This is a genomic window from Streptomyces sp. NPDC018000, assembly GCF_044328025.1.
Lineage (GTDB): Bacteria > Actinomycetota > Actinomycetes > Streptomycetales > Streptomycetaceae > Streptomyces.
Genome location: NZ_JBIRGM010000004.1, coordinates 1 through 19,987, shown reverse-complemented (window position 1 = coordinate 19,987; position 19,987 = coordinate 1). Strand labels below are relative to the sequence as shown.

Genomic DNA, 19,987 nt, shown 5'->3' with positions numbered 1-19,987 from the left:
GGCGGGTTCGGAGGCGGCCCGCAACGCTCACGGCACTTCCGCACCGTCGCTTCGCTCGCTCTGGTTGAACCGCGCGTCGTCCCCGTCCTGGGGCGGTGGATAGAACCGCCGGGCCCAGCGCCGGAACGGGCCGATCGGCCCGTCACCGGGAGCGAGCCGGGGCGGCTGCTGGTACTGCTTGTGATTCCAGATCGGAAAGTCGGCGGCGGTGAATTCGCAACTGGAACGGAAGACGGCGCGGTCCAGCAGCCGGGCGGCGATCCGGCTCACCACTCGTGCGAGAGGGGCCGGTAACCGGGCCGGTTCCGCGAAGGCGATGCGGTTCTTCTGCCGGAACTGCATCCGGTTGGGCGCGATCGCCGTCGGCATGACCATCGTGCACATCCGAAGCCCGAGCCGAGGCGTGTACACATCTGCGTGCAGACAACCGAGTCCGTAGCCATCCACCTCCACCTCGACGACGAAGTTTCCCAGCAGCGGCGCCGACTCGTGGGCCCGCATGGACACGTGGAACGCGGCGTCGTCGTAGACGACGGGCCCGCCGATCTCGGCCTTGGCCCAGCCGTGCAGGGTGGCAAAGTGTCCGAGGTCCACCGAGTTTTCGATGACTTCCTGGACATTTCCGGCCAGCTCCCAGGCGGCGCTACGGGCAGGCAGGTGGCCGATCTCGTGCCAGTCGGGGATGAACCAGTCCGGTGCCCGGCCGTCGTGGTGCCGCCATACGAAGACAGCACCGTTGACCTCGTGCACCGGCAGCTGCGCCAACGGCGATCTCGGCGGCTTTGTGTCGTATCCCGTCCGCACGCATGTGCCGTCGGGGCCGAACGCGAAGAAGTGGAAGGGACATACGAGATCGTCTCCGTCGACCTTCGCCAGACCGAGATGGGCACCGAGGTGCGGACAGTACGGACGGATGGCGCGGACAGCACCTGTCCCGAGCCGGTACAGCACCACGTCCTGTCCCGCTAAAGGCCGGGTGAGTACAGCGCCCGGCCGCAGCTCGTCGGAGAAGGCCAGCGCGGACCAGCCGCTCGGACAGGGCAGGGCAGGCGCCCCCGCAGCATCGGCCGGCGTCGGCCCTTCGCTGATGGCGCGCCCGTACTCGCGTGAAAGTCCCACCACTTCCCCTCTCAGGATCGGTCGCCCGGAGACTGCCCAGACCGCTCCGGGATCCTCCCGGCACGCCCTACGTCACCCGAACGGGAATGAACGTGGAAGGTGTTGACGAGGCACGTGATAGCGCGCTCCGGTCCGTCTCTTGGTGCGGAGGCACATGTTGCGCACGCGGAAGCGGACGGAACTGCCGCCGAAGTCCTCCAGCATGCCGCATCGAAGGAGTGGAACACTCTGCCGGCCGCGGTCGTGATGGCTGGTCTCTGAGCTGGAAAGCGAATGAACTGTGGACCGCACGGGTGTGAAACATGATCGACTCCGCCGGTTCACGGCGATGGTCTTGCCCCGCTGTGTGACGGGGCTTACGTTCTCCCCTACGCACGTGTCTACGGGCGTAGAAATGCGTAGAGGCTCTCTGACGCCGCGTCGAAGGAGCAGCTCATGTCCCAAGTCGTACGCGCCGCACTTGTCCAGGCGACCTGGACCGGCGACACCGAATCAATGATCGCCAAGCATGAGGAGCATGCGCGCGAGGCCGCCCGCCGGGGCGCGAAGATCATCGGCTTCCAGGAGGTGTTCAACGCCCCCTACTTCTGTCAGGTGCAGGAACCCGAGCACTACCGCTGGGCCGAGGCCGTCCCGGACGGGCCCACCGTCCGGCGGATGCAGGAACTCGCCCGCGAGACCGGCATGGTGATCGTCGCGCCGGTCTTCGAGGTCGAGCAGTCCGGCTTCTACTTCAACACCGCCGCCGTCATCGACGCCGACGGTTCATATCTCGGCAAGTACCGCAAGCATCACATTCCGCAGGTCAAGGGGTTCTGGGAGAAGTACTACTTCAAACCCGGAAACGTCGGCTGGCCGGTCTTCGACACCGCCGTCGGCAAGGTCGGTGTCTATATCTGCTACGACCGGCACTTCCCGGAGGGGTGGCGTCAACTCGGGCTGAACGGAGCTCAGTTGGTCTACAACCCGTCCGCCACCTCGCGCGGCCTCTCCGGATATCTCTGGCAGCTGGAACAGCCCGCGTCCGCCGTCGCCAACGAGTACTTCATCGCCGCGATCAACCGCGTCGGTCAGGAGGAGTACGGCGACAACGACTTCTACGGAACCAGCTACTTCGTCGACCCGCGCGGCCAGTTCGTCGGCGAGGTCGCCAGCGACAAGGAGGAGGAACTCCTCGTCCGAGACCTGGACTTCGGTCTCATCGACGAGGTCCGCCAGCAGTGGGCGTTCTACCGGGACCGCCGCCCCGACGCGTACGAAGGACTGGTGGAGCCGTGAGCAGCCTGCACCAACGCCATCTTGCCATCAGCCCCGACTGGCTGACGATCTACTACAAGAACCCGCTGGAGATCACCCACGGCGAGGGCCGCCATGTCTGGGGCGCCGACGGCAGGCGCTACCTCGACTTCTTCGGCGGCATCCTCACCACCATGACCGCCCACGCCCTGCCCGAAGTGACCAAGGCGGTCAGCGAGCAGGCCGGGCGGATCATCCACTCCTCCACGCTCTACCTCAACCGGCCGATGGTCGAGCTGGCCGAACGCATCGCCACGCTCTCCGGCATCCCGGACGCCCGGGTCTTCTTCACCACCTCCGGTACCGAGGCCAACGACACGGCCCTGCTGCTCGCCACCACGTACTGCAGGTCGAACCAGATCCTTGCGATGCGCAACAGCTACCACGGCAGATCATTCTCCGCGGTCTCCATCACCGGTAACAGTGCCTGGTCGCCCACGAATCTGTCCCCGCTGCAGACGCTGTACGTGCACGGCGGCGTCCGCACCCGGGGGCCGTACGCCCACCTCGGCGACGCGGAGTTCATCGCGGCCTGTGTCGCCGACCTGGAGGACCTGCTCGGCCACACCCGCGAGCCCGCCGCCCTGATCGCCGAACCCGTCCAGGGCGTAGGCGGGTTCACCTCACCGCCGGACGGCCTGTACGCGGCCTTCCGCAGGGTGCTCGACCGCCACGGCATCCTGTGGATCTCCGACGAGGTGCAGACCGGCTGGGGCCGCTCCGGCGAACACTTCTGGGGCTGGCAGGCACACGGCGAGAACGGACCGCCGGACATCCTCACCTTCGCCAAGGGCATCGGCAACGGCATGTCGATCGGCGGTGTCGTGGCCCGCGCCGACGTCATGAACTGCCTCGACGCCAACTCCATTTCGACCTTCGGCGGCTCCCCGGTCACCATGGCGGCCGGCCTCGCCAACCTCTCGTACCTCCTCGAACACGATCTCCAGGGCAACGCCCGGCGCGTCGGCGGACTGCTGATCGAGCGGCTGCGTGCGATCGGCGCGGCTTCGGAGTGTGTACGAGAGGTACGCGGCCGGGGACTGATGATCGGCATCGAGCTCGTGAAGCCCGGCACCGACGAGGCGGACCCGGAGGCGGCCACCGCAGTGCTCGAAGCGGCCCGCGAGGGCGGCCTGCTCATCGGCAAGGGCGGCGCTCACAACACCAGCGTGCTGCGGATCGCACCACCGCTCTCGCTGACCATCCCGGAGGCGGAGGAAGGCGCGGACATCCTGGCCGAGGCTCTGCGGTCGGTGGGATGAGAAGCGGCGGCTGAGAGCCTGTCGGGTGACCTCTGACCGGGCGACCGAAGGTCACCCGACAGGCTCTGGGCGACGGAACGGAACGGTGCCGCGCCGTGTCGCGCTGTGGGCCAGTGGAGTGCCAGGCGAGTGAAACAGAAACGTCTTCAGCGGTTGGCCGCAGTGGTATTGCCACAGTGGGTAGCCCGCTTCTACGTTCTTCACCACGCACCTTGTCTACGTGCGTAGACCCATTCCGCCACAGTGAGGAGGGGTACATGAGCCGCACCGTCATCCACGGTGGTCTCGTCATCACCGCGTCCGACGAAATGCATGCCGACGTACTCATCGAAGGTGGCCGCATCGTCGCCCTCGCGGCGCACGACACCGACGCGGCCGAGAGCTGGAGCGCCGACCGGAGGATCGACGCCACCGGCAAATACGTCATCCCGGGCGGTGTCGACGCGCATACGCACATGGAGATGCCGTTCGGCGGCACCTACGCCGCCGACACCTTCGAGACCGGCACCCGCGCGGCCGCCTGGGGCGGCACCACCACGATCGTCGACTTCGCCATCCAGTCCGTGGGCCGCGCGGTACGCGAAGGACTCGACGCCTGGTACGCGAAGGCCGACGGCAACTGCGCCGTCGACTACGCCTTCCACATGATCCTCTCCGATGTGAACGAGTCGTCGCTCAAGGAGATGGACCTGCTGGTGTCGGAGGGCGTCACCTCCTTCAAGCTGTTCATGGCCTATCCCGGTGTCTTCTACAGCGACGACGGGCAGATCCTGCGCGCCATGCAACAGGCCTCCCGCAACGGCGGTCTGATCATGATGCACGCGGAGAACGGCATCGCCATCGATGTACTCGTCGAACAGGCACTGGCCGAGGGCTGCACCGACCCGCGCTACCACGGCGACGTGCGCAAGGTGGCGCTGGAGGCCGAGGCCACCCACCGCGCCATCCAGCTCGCCCGCGTCGCCGGATCCCCGCTGTATGTCGTGCACGTCTCCGCCGACGAGGCCGTCGCCGAGGTCGCGGCCGCCCGCCACAAGGGCCTTCCCGTCTTCGGTGAGACCTGCCCGCAGTACCTCTTCCTCTCCACCGACAACCTCGCCGAGCCCGACTTCGAGGGCGCGAAGTACGTCTGCTCCACCCCTTTGCGCCCCAAGGAACACCAGGAAGCACTCTGGCGGGGCCTCAGGAACAACGAACTCCAGGTCGTCTCGACCGACCACTGCCCGTTCTGCTTTTCCGGTCAGAAGGAGATGGGCCGCGGCGACTTCTCGAAGATCCCCAACGGGATGCCCGGCGTGGAGAACCGGATGGACCTCCTCCATCAGGCGGTCGTGGACGGCCACATCTCGCGCCGCCGCTGGATCGAGATCGCCTGCACCTCCCCGGCCCGGATGTTCGGCCTCTACCCGAAGAAGGGCACTATCGCCCCGGGCGCCGACGCCGATGTCGTCATCTACGACCCAGCGGCCGAACAGACCATCTCCGCCGAGACCCATCACATGAACGTCGACTACTCGGCGTACGAAGGGAAGCGGATCACCGGCCAGGTCGAAACGGTCCTCTCACGCGGTGAGGTCGTCATCGACGGACGGAAGTTCACCGGCCGGGCCGGCCACGGCATGTACACTCCGCGCGCCACCTGTCAGTACCTGGACTAGGAGCACCCGTCATGGACTTCGGACTCGTCCTCCAGACCGACCCGCCCGCCTCGGCCGTCGTCGGCCTGATGCGCCGCGCCGAGCGCAACGGCTTCCGCTACGGCTGGACCTTCGACTCGGCGGTGCTCTGGCAGGAGCCGTTCGTCATCTACAGCCAGATCCTCGAACACACCGACCACCTCGTCGTCGGCCCCATGGTCACCAACCCGGGCACCCGCACGTGGGAGGTCACCGCCTCCACCTTCGCCACCCTCAACGACATGTTCGGCAACCGCACCGTCTGCGGCATCGGCCGCGGCGACTCCGCGATGCGCGTCGCCGGACGCAAGCCCAACACCCTGGCCCGCCTCGGCGAGGCCATCGACGTCATCCGCGACCTCGCCGAGGGGCGGGAAGCCACCGTCGACGGGCAGCCGGTCCGGATCCCATGGGTGAAGGACGGCAGACTGCCCATCTGGATGGCCGCGTACGGTCCGAAGGCGCTCGCCCTCGCCGGGCAGAAGGCCGACGGATTCATCCTGCAGCTCGCCGACCCGTTCCTCACCGAGTGGATGGTGAAGGCCGTACGGGACGCGGCGGCACAGGCGGGCCGAGACCCGGACTCCGTAACCATCTGCGTTGCCGCACCCGCCTACGTGGGCGACGACCTCGACCACGCCCGCGAGCAGTGCCGCTGGTTCGGCGGCATGGTCGGCAATCACGTCGCCGACCTGGTGTCCCGGTACGGCGAACACTCCGGACTCGTACCCGAGGCGCTGACCGCGTACATCGCGGGCCGGTCCGGCTACGACTACAGCCACCACGGCCGCGCCGGAAACCCCGACACGGCCTTCGTGCCGGACGAGATCGTCGACCGGTTCTGCCTGCTGGGCCCCGCCGAGGCACACATCGAGAAGCTCCGGGCCCTGCGGGACCTGGGCGTCGACCAGTTCGCCGTCTACAACATGCACGACGCACGCGAGGCGACGATCGATGCCTACGGCTCCGAGATCATCCCCGCCCTGTCCACCTGACCCCGCCGCCCCGCGGTTCGTACACACCCACCACCGGTGGTACACACCGCCCTCCCGGTTGTACGCACCCCCGTGCCCCGCCCCGCCCCGCACGGCACCGCTCCCGAGCGAAGGGTCCAGCCGTTATGACGTCGACCGTCCCACCCACCCCACCCCTCCCACCACAGGGCCGGATATCCGACCCGCCGGGCCGCATCGAACTCGCCCCCGGCGCCGTCCCCTCCGACAACCGGTTCGTCAATGAGGACCTGCTGCCCGTTCCGCTGGAACGGCGCCGCTGGACGACGTACAACTTCGCCGCGCTCTGGGTCGGGATGGCCCACAACATCCCGTCCTGGCTGCTCGCCTCCGGCCTGGTGGCCCTCGGCATGGACTGGAAGCAGGCCGTCCTCACCATCGCGCTCGCCAACCTGATCGTGCTCGGCCCGATGCTGCTCACCGGGCACGCCGGACCCAAGTACGGCATTCCCTTCCCCGTTCTGGCCCGCGCCTCCTTCGGCCTGCGCGGCGCCAATCTGCCCGCCCTGATCCGGGCCGCGGTGGCCTGTGCCTGGTTCGGCATCCAGACCTGGATCGGCGGCGTCGGCATCTTCACCCTGCTCGGGAAGATCTTCGGCGGCTGGGCGAAGGCATCCGAGATCGGCGGGCAGCCGTGGACACTCTGGCTCTGCTTCATCCTCTTCTGGGCGCTCGAACTCGCCATCATCCACCGGGGGATGGACACCCTGCGTCGGTTCGAGAACTGGGCCGCCCCGTTCGTCATCGTCGGCGCCGTGGTGCTGCTGGTCTGGGTCGCCGTCAAGGCGGGCGGCTTCGGCCCGCTGCTCGACCAGCCCTCCGAGCTCGGCTGGGGCAAGGAGTTCTGGCCGGTCTTCTTCCCCTCCCTGATGGGAATGATCGCCTTCTGGGCCACGCTCTCCTTGAACATCCCCGACTTCACCCGCTTCGGAGCCGGTCAACGCGCCCAGATCTGGGGCCAGTCGCTCGGCCTGCCGACCACGATGACGCTCTTCGCCCTGCTCTCGGTCCTGGTCACCTCCGGCTCACAGGCCGTGTACGGGGAGGCGATCTGGGATCCGGTCCAGCTCGTCGCCAGGACCGACAATGTCTTCGGGCTGCTCTATGCCCTGGTCACGGTGCTCGTCGCGACGATCTCCGTGAACATCGCGGCGAACGTCGTCTCACCCGCGTACGACCTGGCGAACCTCGCACCCAGGCTCATCGACTTCCGTACGGGAGCCTTGATCACGGGTGTCGTCGGCGTTCTCATCATGCCGTGGAGACTCACCGAGACCCCCGAGCTGTACATCTTCACCTGGCTCGGCCTGGTCGGCGGACTGCTCGGTACGGTCGTGGGCATTCTGATCGCCGACTACTGGATCGTCCGCCGCACCGTGCTCGACCTCGCGGACCTCTATCGTCCCGGCGGCCGCTACTGGTACGCGAACGGCTGGAACTGGCGGGCGGTCGCCGCGTTCGCCGTCGGCGGCATCCTGGCGATCGGCGGCTCCCACTCGGCCCCCGGCACGGGCCCGTTCCCGGCCGACGGGCTGATCCCCGTCCTCAAGCCGCTCGCGGACTACGGCTGGGCGGTCGGGCTGGCCTCGTCGCTGGTGCTCTACGTGGTGCTCAGCGGCCGGGCCGGGATGACATCGGCGACGTCGTACGGCTCAGCAGCGCGTTGATGCCGAAGCTCCGGTCCGGCGGCGGGGTGGCCGTCGGTACCGGCTTGTCGAAAGCCGATGGCAGTCTCCGGCCTCCGTCCACCGAACGGTTGAGTGGAACGCCCCCTACTCGTTACCCTCCGGTAAGTTCGATGGGGCGTACAGGTGCGGGCGTGCGCACCTGCCGATACGAGGAAGGCAGGGCAAGCCCATGTCCTCAGCGGAAGCCGTCGAAACCACCGAACCGGCCCGCCCGACCGGACTGGCCTACAGCGCACAGGAGCTGGCCGAAGGCCGTACCACTTCGACCGAGCAGGTCTCCGCCGCCCTGAGCCGTATCGAAGCGAGTCAGGGCACCCTCAACGCTTTCAGGCACCTGCGCGCCGAGGCCGCACTCGCCGAGGCCGCCGAGGCCGACCGCCGGCTCGCCGCGGGGGAGCGGCTGCCCCTGCTCGGGGTTCCGGTCGCCGTCAAGGACGACACCGATGTCGTCGGGATGCCGACCTACTTCGGCTGCGACGGCGATCTGCCCGCCGCCACCGCCGACAGCGAGGCCGTACGCAGGCTGCGGGCGGCCGGGGCCGTGATCGTCGGGAAGACCAATTCCTGCGAGCTGGGCCAGTGGCCGTTCACCGAGGGGCCGGCCTTCGGCGCCACCCGCAACCCCTGGAACACCGGACACACCCCCGGCGGCTCGTCCGGCGGTTCGGCGGCGGCCGTCGCGGCCGGGCTCGTACCCGCCGCGCTCGGCTCGGACGGCGCCGGGTCCGTCCGTATCCCCGCGGCCTGGACCCATCTCGTCGGCATCAAACCGCAGCGTGGCCGGATCTCCGTCCATCCACAGAGCGACGCCTTCCAGGGCCTGACCGTCAACGGCCCCCTGGCCAGGACCGTCGCCGACGCCGCCCTGCTGCTCGACGCGGTCGCCGGACCCCATCCCGAGGACCCGCACCGCCCGCCCCCTGTCGAGGCATCGGCCGCCGCCCGCCGCGACCCGGGCAGACTGCGCATCGCCCTCGCCTGGCGCCCCCCGCTCACCCTCACCGGCTCCGCACCCCACCCCGATGTACGACGGGCCGTCACCGCATTGGCCGAGTCCCTCGCCCGCCTCGGCCACGACGTCGAGGAGGCCAGGCCCCGCTACGGGCTGATCGGCCTCGGCTTCGTCCCCCGCGCCACCGCCGGGATCGCCGAACTCGCCGCCCGCCACCCCGACCCCGCCCTCCTCGACCCGCGCACCCGCAGCGCACTGCGCACCGGCACCCGGCTGGGCGGCTGGGTGGTGCGCGCGGCCAGGGACCGGGAGGTGCGCCAGCACCGCAGGATCGGCGCGTTCTTCCGCACGTCCCGGGGCGGCGCCGGCTATGACGTACTGCTCACTCCGACGACCGCCCTGCCACCGCCCCCGATCGGCAGGTTCGACGGGCTGAGCGCCTGGCGCACCGATGTGACGATGGCCGAGGCCTGCCCGTATGCCTGGCCCTGGAACGTACTGGGCTGGCCCGGTATCAACGTACCGGCCGGGTTCACCTCCGACGGGCTGCCCGTCGGCGCCCAGTTGCTCGGGCCCTCCCGCAGCGAGGAACGGCTGATCTCGCTCGCCGCCCAGCTGGAGGCCGACCGGCGCTGGTACGAGCACCGGCCCCCCGAACCGCCCCCGTCGGCCGGGCCGGGCGGCGGGGGCTGACCGCCCGCATCTCCGTCGGCCGGACGCTGCGGCAGCCGATGCCGAGGACCCGTTCGGCGGCACCGACCGCCGCTTTGTCGCACAGCGGAGACTCGAACGGCGTCGCGGTCCCGAGCCCGCCGATCCACGGCTGCGGACATTCGCACCGGAGGGCCGTACGCGGGATCATGGATGGGAACGGAGCGGATGGGTGGTGACCACTATGGCGTCCGTAGGTCCGCAGTCGGCGCCCGGAGCCGAACCGCCGCGGCCCAGCAACCAGCACTTCTTCGGCACGGCGAATGACGCGACCGCAGTGGTCGCCGGGACCGGAACGGTCGTCGGCTGGACACAGAGCGCACAGGAACTGCTGGGATACCGCGCCGTGGAGGTGGTCGGCCGGTCCGCCGGCTTCCTCCTCGCGATGCCCGAGGACCCGGTGCGCGTGGCGGGCATCGCCGAGCGGTGCCGCGCGGGCGTGGGATGGAGCGGTGCGGCGGACGTGCGGCGGCGCGACGGCCGGCGGATGGAAGTGGATCTACGGGTCTCGGCCTCGTTCCATCTGGACGGCCGGGAGTGTTTCCTGATCTCCGGACGCGAACGGAGACCGGAGCGGATGATCGGGCAGTCCGTGCTGGACGCCTTTCTCACCAGCTCGCCGATCGGTATCGCGGTGATGAGCCGGGAACTGCGCTACGTGTGGGTGAACGACACCCTGGAGCGCCTCGGCGGTGTCCCGCGTGGGCAACGCGTGGGCCGCCGGATGAGCGAGGTGCTGCCGGGGCTGGAGGCCGACGCCATAGAGACCCTGATGCGCGGTGTGCTGGACACCGGGGTCCCCGTCATCGACTACGAGTACCGGGGCTGGAGCTGGGCCGATCCGCACCGCCAGCACGCCTACTCCACCTCGTTCTTTCCCCTGTCCGAGGGCGGCGGCACCGTCACCGGCGTCTGCTACATGGTGATGGACGTCACCGACCGGTGGAAGGCCCAGCAGCGCCTGGCCCTGGTCAACGACGCCGGAGCCAGCATCGGCAGCACCCTGGACGTGATGCGCACGGCTCAGGAACTGGCCGACTTCGCGGTGCCGCGCTTCGCCGACCTGGTCTTCGTCGACCTGCTGGAGCCTGTCGCCAGCCCGGAGGAGCCCGGACCATGGCCCTTCGGCATGGGGCCCGCCGACATCGGGCGCGTCGGCGCCGGGGCTTCCGGTACGGGTGTACGTCCGGGTGCCGAGTCCGCGTCGCCCCGGCCGAGGTTGCGCCGCGCCGGGATGAGCTCGGTGCGGGAGGGCTGCCCGGAGGCGAACTTCCGGGTCGGGGAAACGGTGGACACCGTGCCCCCGCCCCACGGCATCCGGTTCCTCACGGAGGGGGAGCCCCTCCTGATCCCGGTCCTCGACTCCGTCGTCGATCTGTGGGCGGTCGAACAACCCGCCAGGGCGGCCAGCGTCCGCGAGTACGGCTGCCACTCCCTCATCGCCGTACCCATGCGGGCCCGGGACACGGTGCTCGGCCTGACCACCTTCGTACGGTCGGTGAACCTGGTTCCTTTCGAACCCGATGACGTGATTCCGGCCCGCGAACTGGTGACCAGGGCCGCGGTGTGCGTGGACAACGCCCGCCGCTACACCCGCGAGCACGCCGCGGCGGTCACACTGCAGCGCAGCCTGCTCCCGCACATGCTGCCCGGAGGGATGGCCCTGGACGTGGCCTCCTCGTACCTCCCGGCGGACGCCAAGGACGGCGTCGGCGGCGACTGGTTCGATGTGATCCCGCTGTCCAGCGCCCGGGTCGCCCTGGTCGTCGGCGACGTCGTCGGACACGGCATCAGCGCCGCAGCGACCATGGGCCGGCTCCGCACGGCGGTGCACACCCTCGCCGACATGGACCTTCCCCCCGACGAACTGCTGGCCCACCTCGACGACCTCGTACTGCGCCTGGGCGACGCGGAACCCGAGGGCGGGGCGACCGGCACGACCGTGCTCGGCGCCACCTGCCTGTACGCCGTCTACGACCCGGTCACCCAGCTCTGCACGATGGCGCGCGCCGGCCACCCGCCCCCCGTGATCGTCTCCCCGGACGGGCGCGTCAACTTCCCCGAACTGCCCGCAGGACCCCCGCTCGGCCTGGGCGGGCTGCCCTTCGAGACAGCGGAGATCGAGCTGCCGGAAGGCAGCCTGATCGCCCTCTACACCAACGGCCTCATCGAAGGCAGGGACCGGGACGTCGAACTCGGGATGTCCCGCCTCGGCGGCGCTCTGTCCCAGCGCGGACTTCCCCTCGGCACACTGTGCGCGACGGTCGTGGAGCAGCTGCTCCCCGTGCCGCAGCCCGACGATGTCGCCCTGCTGCTCGCACGCACCCACGAGCTGAGCGCCGACCACGTCGTCTCGTGGGACGTGCCCTCCGACCCGGCAGCCGTCGCCGGCGTCCGGGCCCGGACGGCCGGCCTGCTGAGGACCTGGGGACTCGAAGCGCTGGAGATGACGACCGAGCTGATCGTCAGCGAGCTGGTCACCAACGCGCTGCGCCACGCCACCGGGCCGATCCGGCTACGACTGCTGCGCCAGTCCGTCCTGACCTGCGAGGTCTCCGACGCCAGCAGCACCTCACCCCGGCTGCGCCACGCCAGGACCACGGACGAGGGCGGTCGCGGCCTTTTCCTCGTAGCCCAGCTCACCCGCCGCTGGGGTACCCGCTACACGCCCGGAGGAAAGACCATCTGGACCGAGCAGGAACTACCACCGGCGACGGATGCGTGAGGATGTTCCGGGGAAGCCATTCGCGGCAACGCCGTCGCAGCACCGGCTCTACGGCACCCGAGCGGTCCACTCCTCGGTGCCGAACTTCGTACGCACGAGTTCCTCGGCCTGAGCCATCTCCTCGTCCGTCACCTTGCCCCGCGTGAGGCCGTACCTGTTACGGAACGAGTCGATCATCCGCTCGATGACGGCCTCGCGCGCCAGTCCGGTCTGGCGGCGCAGTGGGTCGACACGCTTCTTCGCGCTCTTGGTGCCCTTGTCGGACAGCTTCTCCTTGCCGATCCGGAGCACCTCCAGCATCTTGTCGGCGTCGATGTCGTACGACATGGTCACGTGGTGCAGAACGGCTCCAGGGCCGCCGTCGGGGCCGACCATTCGCTTCTGGGCGGCGCCGGCGATCTTTCCGGCGTCGGTGGCGATGTCGTTGAGGGGCTGGTACCAGGCTTTGATGCCCATGTCGCCGAGCGCGCCGAGGACCCAGTCGTCGAGGTAGGCGTAACTGTCGGCGAAGGAGAGGCCGGAGACCAGTGACTCCGGCACGGACAGGGAGTACGTGATGGTACTCATGGGCTCCACGAACATGGCCCCACCACCAGAAATGCGGCGTACCACGGTCATTCCGTGCTTTGCCGCCCCTGAGGGGTCCACCTCATTGCGCAGCGACTGGAAGCTGCCGATGACCACTGCAGGCGAGGCCCATTCCCAGACCCGCAGCGTGGGAGCCCGCCGTCCGGCGGCCACCTCGGCGGTGAGGACCTCGTCCAGTGCCATGTGCAGGGCCGGGGCCTGCGCTTCCGTGTGCACCAACTGCCAGTCGTAGTCGCTCCACTCGGTCGCATGGGCCAGCGCTCGCCGAACAGCGATGCCAACGCCCTCCGCGGTCAGTCCGAACATCACGGTCGACTCCGGCAGTGCTGCCGTGATCCGGGCCGCCAGACCTGCGGCGTCCGTCGAAGACGGGGTACCTTCCAGGGCCCTGTCGATCGAGAGGATTGCCTCGTCGGGCTCCAGGAAGAAGTCCCCGGCGACGCGCACGTTGCGCAGTACGCCTTCCTCGACGTCCAGATCTACGACGACAAGCTTGCCGCCGGGCGCCTTGTACTCGCCATGCACGGTTTTGTTCCCTTCCGGTGCGCGGCGTGGATCCTGAGCCTGTTGCTCCGATGTGGGACGGACGCGCACATACTCCCTCTCGCACTTTAATGCTCGCTCGTGACGAGCGGCTAAGGGCTGTCCCGTAATCCGTGGTGGATCAGCGCGCGGCGTCAGATGTGGTGCATCGCAAGGCGGAGGGACGCCCGAATACTGGATGTATTCGGGCGTCCCGACAACGCGGCGAGGTGCCGCGGCTGTCGTCGTGCGCCCACCAGGGATTACGGGACAGCCCTTACGCAGCCTCGATGCCGCTGGATCGGCATGGGAAGTGCGACCGCCGCATGCTCGGCATGGGAAGTGCGACCGCCGCATGCTCGGCCTCGCCCAGCACCTTCGCACCGTGCGGTGTTCCACGACACGACGGAGCTCCGTCATGCTCTTGGCGGGACTTCGTCATGTGCGGCACGGGAGCGGCCCCGGGCTCACTGTTCGTCACCCGCTTTGCTCTGCCGCGCTGTCCTGCGGCTAGTTTGTGTGCAGGACAGGTACGCAGGCCCGTGGTGGCAGAGATGCACGGGGGACGGGAGGTCGGGAAGAGTGTCGCTGCGCGTAGGTGATCCAGCCGAGATCGGCGGCTATCCGCTCGAGGCGCGGCTCGGCACGGGTGGCATGGGCACGGTCTTTCTGGCCCGTACGAGTTCGGGGCGGCCTGTCGCGATCAAACTGATCCACCAGCAGTTCGCGGCGGACGACGAGTTCCGCATCCGTTTCCGGCAGGAGGTGGCGGCGGCGAGGCGGGTGAGCGGCGCGTTCACCGCCGCCGTGGTCGACGCTGCCCCTGAGGCCGAGCAGCCGTGGATGGCCACGACCTATATCGAGGGGCACACGCTCGCCCAGCGCATCGCCACGAAGGGCCCGCTGAACGGAGCGGAGCTGAGGAGGCTTGCCATCGGGCTGGCGGAGGCACTGCGCGACATCCACCGGGCGGGGGTCGTCCACCGTGATCTGAAGCCCTCGAACGTCGTGCTCTCGCCCGAGGGCCCGCGCGTCATCGACTTCGGCATTTCGCGCGCCGTGGACCAGCAGACGCTGACGATGACAGGGCGGGTCATCGGCACGCCGCCCTTCATGTCGCCGGAGCAGTTGCAGGCGCCGCGTGGTGTGGGGCCGCGGTCCGATGTCTTCTCGCTGGGGACGCTGCTGGTGTACTCAGCGACGGGCCGCGGGCCCTTCGACGCGGACAGCCCATACATGACGGCGTATCAGGTGGTGCACGAGGAGCCGTCGCTGGATGCCGTGCCGGTGGCTCTGCGCGCGGTCGTCGAGTTGTGCCTGGACAAGGAGTCCGAGGGGCGCCCCTCGGCGGACGAACTCCTCGTGCTGCTGCGGGACCTGCCGGCCGACCTCGGTGGGACCGAAGCGAACGGGGATGGCGCGGGCCGCACCCGCGACATGATCACCCAGCATCACTTCGCGACGCGGGCCACCCCGGCGTCGGCTGCCCCGGCCACCGCCCCGGCCGGTCCCGATACAGGGAGCGCCGGCACCCCTATCGGCCGGCGTCTGCGTCGCCGATGGCGTCCTGTGCTCGCGGCCGCGGTCGCGGTGGCAGCGATCGGCGGGGGAGTAGCCGCACTGAAGGCGGGCGGCTTCGGGGGCAGCAGCGGCGGCGACAAGGGCAACGGCGCTGCGGCGCCGGGTGCCGCACTTCCGGACGGTTTCGAGCCGTGGCGCAAGACCGTGCAGGGCGGTCTCGAGGACATCCCCGACGAGCTGCGTTGCGTCGCGCGCGGCGACGCGCTGTTCTGCGGGGGCGGCGGGGTTGTCGCGACCCGTATCAGGGTTTCGGACGGCTCGCGGGTGTGGACGGCGAAGAGCCCGGGCGTCCCCGTCCAGGGCATGCACCTGGTGGGCGCCACCGACGACACGGTGCTCGGTTACCGCTTCGCCGCCCAGGACGCCCCGCAGGACCCTCACAGCGAGGTGGTGGCCATCGACGCCGACAACGGCCGGGAGCTGTGGTCCGTGCCGTCCGGCGCCCAGTCGAAGGCCGTCACGGGTCGGACTCAGGACGCCGTTGTGGTCGGCTCCGCCGTCGTGACGGTCGACGCTTCCAACTCCCGCTTCGAGGCCCGGGACGCGCACAGCGGTGAGGTCACCTGGACGACGTCGTTCCCCGCGGGTACGCAGTGCGCTCCCGTCCCCGTGGGCCCACAGCTCTTCGCGATGTGCGCGACGGAGGCGGAGGTGGATGTTCTGGAGGTGCGCCACCCCACCCTGTACGCGGTCGACCGCGCCTCGGGGACACTGGGCAGGCCCATCGCGGTCAACGGCCCCGCCGTGCCGGTGGGCGTCACCAACGGCAGGCTCGTACTCCTTCAGGGACACATGAAGGGGACGGCGCTGGCCGGCTACGACGGGGTGGCGCGGGTCGACCCGGCCTCGCGGAAGGTCACGTACTCCCGACTGGCCAAGACATATGCGGGGACGCCCGGCATGGCGGACGGCACCGTCTACGTGAGCCGGCAGACCGGTCTCGTCACAGCGCTCGACCCCGCGACCGGCCGGGAGAAGTGGTCGCGGCAGACCGGCGTGGAGGGTGCGTCGGGTCCCGTTGCGGGAGCCGACGCGCTGTATTTCAGCTCGGCCACCGGCCGGGTGGTCGCGCTGTCGCCGTACGGTGGCAAACCCCTGTGGACAACAGACCCGCAGGCCGATGGTCTGACGGGCGAGCAGGGCGCAAGCCCGCGCGTGACCGTTGCGGGGCGTGCGGTGATCGTGGCCGCGGCCAAGAACACTCTCTTCGCCTTCGACGCGCAGAAGCCGCCGAAATCGAGCTGACCCGGCCACCCCGACATGGGGGCGGCCGGGTCAGCGGCGGGAAGCTACGAACCGTGCTGCGTGGCGAGGTCCCCGATCTTCGCGGTCCTGCTCACCCACTGGGACAAGGTGAGCTGCGTGGCCTCGGCCGTGCGGGCCGGACCGCGCCGGCAGGGTGCCGCATGGCGGCGTTCGGCCCGGCCGTCGCTGTCTGCCAGAGCGTCGCGGAGTAGGAACAGGTGTGCGGGCAGGGTGGCCGGGCAGTCGTGCACGTCCCGGCACGTGGGGCAGGTTGCCAGGTGAGCATCCGCCGTGATCGCCTCGTCGGCTGCGGGGGCCGTGAGAGCGTGCTCTTCGGCCGGTCGTTCACTGACCGTGCGGCGCTTCTGCGTTGCGGTGAGCATGGGACGTGTCCTTCCTGTGCTGGGCTGCCGGTCGCGCGGTCGTCGCGGCGCGCGTTCGGGCGTGGGTCCTGGGGAGGTCGGCGCCGAGCCGACGAGTGAGGGAGACGGCGTCGAGGGCGCCGTCACTCCCGCGGCTGCCGTTGGGCGCGCCCGGGTGTCGCCGTGCGTTGGCCGGGCCCGATGCCCGGGGCCCGGAAGAGCGGTTCTCCGTACGAGGCGTACTCCCCGGCCGACGGCACGGACAGCCGCCGGGGTCGCGCTGGGTGTGGCCCGAGTGGTTCCCGTGGAGTACGTGCCCACGGCCGCCGCGGTGGCGATCAGGGTGATCGGCGCGCAGCGCACGGTGCGCGGCTTGATCGGTTCGGGCTTGTATCCCTCGGCCGGGCAGTGGGCTTCGGTCATGGCGACACCTCCGTTCGCCCTTTCACCTTCGCCCAGGAACGGCCCCTCGCGCGTCGTCCCCCCGCAGCGATTCCCAGCTACCACGGCTGCGGTACTCGGCACGCCTGCCTACGACCGGGACCGGCACGCACGCACCGGATCGACGACTACGACGACTGCATGGACGCCTGTGAACCCTCTGATTCCGGAGCTGGACTGACCAGGCCGCACTGATAGGCGATGACGACGAGCTGCGCCCGGTCACGAGCCGCCAGCTTGGTCATGGCCCGATTGACGTGGGTCTTGGCGGTCAGCGGGCTGACGAACAAATGCTCGGCGATGTCGTCGTTCGACAGCCCCAGCGCCACCAGCCCCACGACGTCGCGCTCCCGCCGGGTCAGACACTCCAGCCGCTCGTGCACGCCCGCCGGGCACGGGTCCGGCTGCGCAAGAAAACGTCTGATCAGCGCACGGGTCGCTGACGGGGACAGCAACGCCTCGCCGGCGGCGATGGTGCGGACGGCGTCAAGAAGTTCATCGGGCCGGGCCCCCTTGCCGAGAAAGCCGCTCGCACCGGCGCGCAGCGCCTCGGCAACGTGCTCGTCGTCCTCGAAGGTGGTCAGGATGAGCACCTTCACCTCTGTGAGGTCCTCGGACTCACTGATGAGCCGTGTGGCGTCGAGGCCGTCCATCTCCGGCATGCGGATGTCCATCAGGACCACATCGGGGTGGTGCGCACGCGCCAGCTCCAGTGCCTCCTGCCCATCGGACGCCTCCCCCACCGTCTCCATGTCTTCCGTGGAGTCGAACAGCATCCTGAAGGTGCCCCGCAGCAGGGCCTGGTCATCGGCAAGCAGTACGCGAATCGTCATGCCCGTCTCTCCTTGGTGGGTGGCCCGATACCAGGCCGGCACGCAGCGGAAGCTCAGCCGTCACGGTGAAACCGCCCTCCGGGCGCATCCCCGCGTACAGCACGCCCCCGACCGCGGAAGCGCGCTCACGCATCCCGATCAGCCCGTGACCCGTCCCTGGACGGGCGGGGTCCCCTCCGGTTCGTCCATCGTCCTCGACGGTGATCGTCAGCCGCTCGGGAAGGTAGTGCAGGATCAAGCGGGCATGGTCGGCCCCGGCGTGCTTGTGGACGTTGGTCAGGGCCTCCTGCACGATGCGGTACGCGGCCAGGTCGACCGCCGGCGTCAGCGGTTCGGTGATGCCCCGCCGGACATGGCTCACGGTCAGGCCTGCGCGTTCGAACGACGCCAGAAGCGCCGGTACGCTCGCAAGGCCCGGCATCGGATCACGCGGTGCCACCGGGTCGCCGGACTGCCGCAGCAGCCCTACGGTCACCCGTAGTTCGTCCAGCGCGGACCGGCTGGTGTCCCGGATGTCCTCCAAGGCGGCCAGAATCTGTTCCGGCCGCCGTTCCACCAGATGCACGGCCACGCCTGCCTGAGCGTTGATCAAGGCGATGTGGTGCGCGACGATGTCGTGCAGCTCGCGCGCGATCCGCACCCGCTCGGCCGCCACCCGCTGCTGCGCCTCCTGCTCACGCGTCCGCTCCGCGTTCTCCGCCCGCTCCTCCACGGCGGCCACATAGGCACGACGTGAGCGCACCCCGTCCCCGATGGCAGCAGGCAGAGCCGTCCACGCCAGCATTGCCCAGTTGTCGGGCGCCACCCAGGAGCGTGGGTCGCACAGCACGGCGGCACCCACCAATACGGCAGCCGAGAACGATCCCGCCATCCAGGTGACACGCCGGTCGGTCAGCGCGGCCACGGTGTAGATGGAGATCAGGACCGGGCTGATCACCAGCGGACTCTCCCGAATCCCGAGTATCTGAAAGGCCACCCCGCAGCCAACCGCGACGGCCAGTACGCCGAACGGGTGACGGCGCCGCCACACCAACGCAGAGCAACCGACACCCGCCAGCACCACGACAGGCCATCGCAGGGCGAAGTGGTGCTCCTGCCGTACGAGCGAGGCAGCCACGACCGACAGCACGAACAGCACAGTCAGGCCCAGTGCCTCCAACGCACTGATCCGAGCCCGCGCCCCTTGCTTCCGACCGCTGATCACTGCCATGTCACCACCGTAGGGTCGACGGCTGCATCGGGCATCGTGTCGCAGGACACGGGCGCCTCGGCCGGATCACGCTCGACGGGACGTTCATGAACTTGTTCCCGGGACGCAAGGCGGTCCGGGGCCGCGTGGTGGGTTCACACCGCGCGGCCCCGGGCTTTGGGACGGGGTACAGCTCGACAGCGGGTCAGCCCTTGCGGGACTTGACTTCCTCGGTGAGCTGGGGGACGACCTGGAAGAGGTCGCCGACGACGCCGTAGTCGACGAGGTCGAAGATCGGGGCCTCGGCGTCCTTGTTGATCGCGACGATCGTCTTGGACGTCTGCATGCCCGCCCGGTGCTGGATCGCGCCGGAGATACCGGAGGCGATGTACAGCTGCGGGGAGACGGACTTGCCGGTCTGGCCGACCTGGCTGGAGTGCGGGTACCAGCCGGCGTCGACCGCGGCACGCGAGGCACCGACCGCCGCACCCAGGGAGTCGGCGAGGGCCTCGATGACCGCGAAGTTCTCGGCACCGTTGACACCACGGCCGCCGGAGACGACGATCGCGGCCTCGGTCAGCTCCGGACGGCCCGTCGACTCGCGCGGAGTACGGGACAGCACCTTCGTCCCCGTGGCCTGCGCGCAGAACGACACCGCCAGCGCCTCGACCGCACCCGCGGCCGGAGCAGCCTCGACCGGAGCCGAGTTCGGCTTGACCGTGATGACCGGGGTCCCCTTGGAGACACGGGACCTGGTGGTGAACGACGCGGCGAACGCGGACTG

14 protein-coding genes are annotated in these 19,987 nt (G+C 69.7%); 8 read left to right on the top strand and 6 right to left on the bottom strand.

Annotated elements, in window-relative coordinates; all coding sequences use genetic code 11:
* Window positions 1–27: 27 nt before the first annotated feature.
* Window positions 28–1,119 carry a Rieske 2Fe-2S domain-containing protein gene (locus ACH4EW_RS11890; protein ID WP_398254865.1) on the bottom strand — a complete coding sequence of 364 codons (1,092 nt, stop codon included), beginning with the start codon at window positions 1,117–1,119 and terminating at the stop codon, window positions 28–30.
* Between the two features lie 435 nt (window positions 1,120–1,554).
* On the opposite strand from ACH4EW_RS11890, the gene ACH4EW_RS11885 reads away from it, so the two are divergent.
* The 7 genes from ACH4EW_RS11885 (at window position 1,555) to ACH4EW_RS11855 (ending at window position 12,442) form a co-directional block, all read left to right on the top strand.
* Window positions 1,555–2,397 carry a nitrilase-related carbon-nitrogen hydrolase gene (locus ACH4EW_RS11885; protein ID WP_398254863.1) on the top strand — a complete coding sequence of 281 codons (843 nt, stop codon included), beginning with the start codon at window positions 1,555–1,557 and terminating at the stop codon, window positions 2,395–2,397.
* A complete protein-coding gene (locus ACH4EW_RS11880; RefSeq protein ID WP_398254860.1) occupies window positions 2,394–3,677 on the top strand; it encodes an aspartate aminotransferase family protein in 1,284 nt (427 codons plus the stop codon). The genes ACH4EW_RS11885 and ACH4EW_RS11880 overlap by 4 nt, the downstream gene beginning before the upstream one ends.
* A 257-nt stretch (window positions 3,678–3,934) precedes the next feature.
* Window positions 3,935–5,335, top strand: a complete 1,401-nt coding sequence (gene hydA / locus ACH4EW_RS11875; protein WP_398254858.1) for a dihydropyrimidinase — start codon at window positions 3,935–3,937, stop codon at window positions 5,333–5,335.
* An 11-nt stretch (window positions 5,336–5,346) separates the two neighbouring features.
* A complete protein-coding gene (locus ACH4EW_RS11870) occupies window positions 5,347–6,348 on the top strand; it encodes a TIGR03842 family LLM class F420-dependent oxidoreductase (protein ID WP_398254855.1) in 1,002 nt (333 codons plus the stop codon).
* Between the two features lie 125 nt (window positions 6,349–6,473).
* Window positions 6,474–8,033, top strand: coding sequence for an NCS1 family nucleobase:cation symporter-1 (locus ACH4EW_RS11865; protein ID WP_398254853.1), 1,560 nt, complete (start codon window positions 6,474–6,476; stop codon window positions 8,031–8,033).
* 190 nt (window positions 8,034–8,223) lie between these two features.
* Window positions 8,224–9,699: an amidase gene (locus tag ACH4EW_RS11860; RefSeq protein WP_398254851.1), complete on the top strand. Its 1,476-nt coding sequence runs from the start codon at window positions 8,224–8,226 to the stop codon at window positions 9,697–9,699.
* A 202-nt stretch (window positions 9,700–9,901) separates the two neighbouring features.
* A complete protein-coding gene (locus tag ACH4EW_RS11855) occupies window positions 9,902–12,442 on the top strand; it encodes a SpoIIE family protein phosphatase (protein WP_398254848.1) in 2,541 nt (846 codons plus the stop codon).
* 48 nt (window positions 12,443–12,490) lie between these two features.
* On the opposite strand, the gene ACH4EW_RS11850 is transcribed toward ACH4EW_RS11855, so the two are convergent.
* Window positions 12,491–13,555 carry a biotin/lipoate A/B protein ligase family protein gene (locus ACH4EW_RS11850; protein WP_398254846.1) on the bottom strand — a complete coding sequence of 355 codons (1,065 nt, stop codon included), beginning with the start codon at window positions 13,553–13,555 and terminating at the stop codon, window positions 12,491–12,493.
* Window positions 13,556–14,134: 579 nt separating this feature from the next.
* Between ACH4EW_RS11850 and ACH4EW_RS11845 the strand changes: the two genes are divergently transcribed.
* On the top strand, window positions 14,135–16,378 hold the full coding sequence (locus tag ACH4EW_RS11845) for a serine/threonine-protein kinase (RefSeq protein ID WP_398254844.1): 2,244 nt from the start codon (window positions 14,135–14,137) through the stop codon (window positions 16,376–16,378).
* A gap of 44 nt (window positions 16,379–16,422) precedes the next feature.
* Here ACH4EW_RS11845 and ACH4EW_RS11840 read toward each other — a convergent pair whose 3' ends face one another.
* From ACH4EW_RS11840 to ACH4EW_RS11825, 4 genes are all read right to left on the bottom strand, one after another.
* Window positions 16,423–16,761, bottom strand: a complete 339-nt coding sequence (locus tag ACH4EW_RS11840) for a zf-HC2 domain-containing protein (protein ID WP_398254842.1) — start codon at window positions 16,759–16,761, stop codon at window positions 16,423–16,425.
* Between the two features lie 548 nt (window positions 16,762–17,309).
* Window positions 17,310–18,014, bottom strand: coding sequence for a response regulator (locus ACH4EW_RS11835; RefSeq protein ID WP_398254839.1), 705 nt, complete (start codon window positions 18,012–18,014; stop codon window positions 17,310–17,312).
* A complete protein-coding gene (locus ACH4EW_RS11830) occupies window positions 17,986–19,224 on the bottom strand; it encodes a sensor histidine kinase (RefSeq protein ID WP_398254836.1) in 1,239 nt (412 codons plus the stop codon). The genes ACH4EW_RS11835 and ACH4EW_RS11830 overlap by 29 nt, the downstream gene beginning before the upstream one ends.
* Window positions 19,225–19,408: 184 nt before the next feature.
* A partial coding sequence (locus ACH4EW_RS11825) for an electron transfer flavoprotein subunit alpha/FixB family protein (protein ID WP_398254834.1) occupies window positions 19,409–19,987 on the bottom strand: 579 nt, incomplete at its 5' end.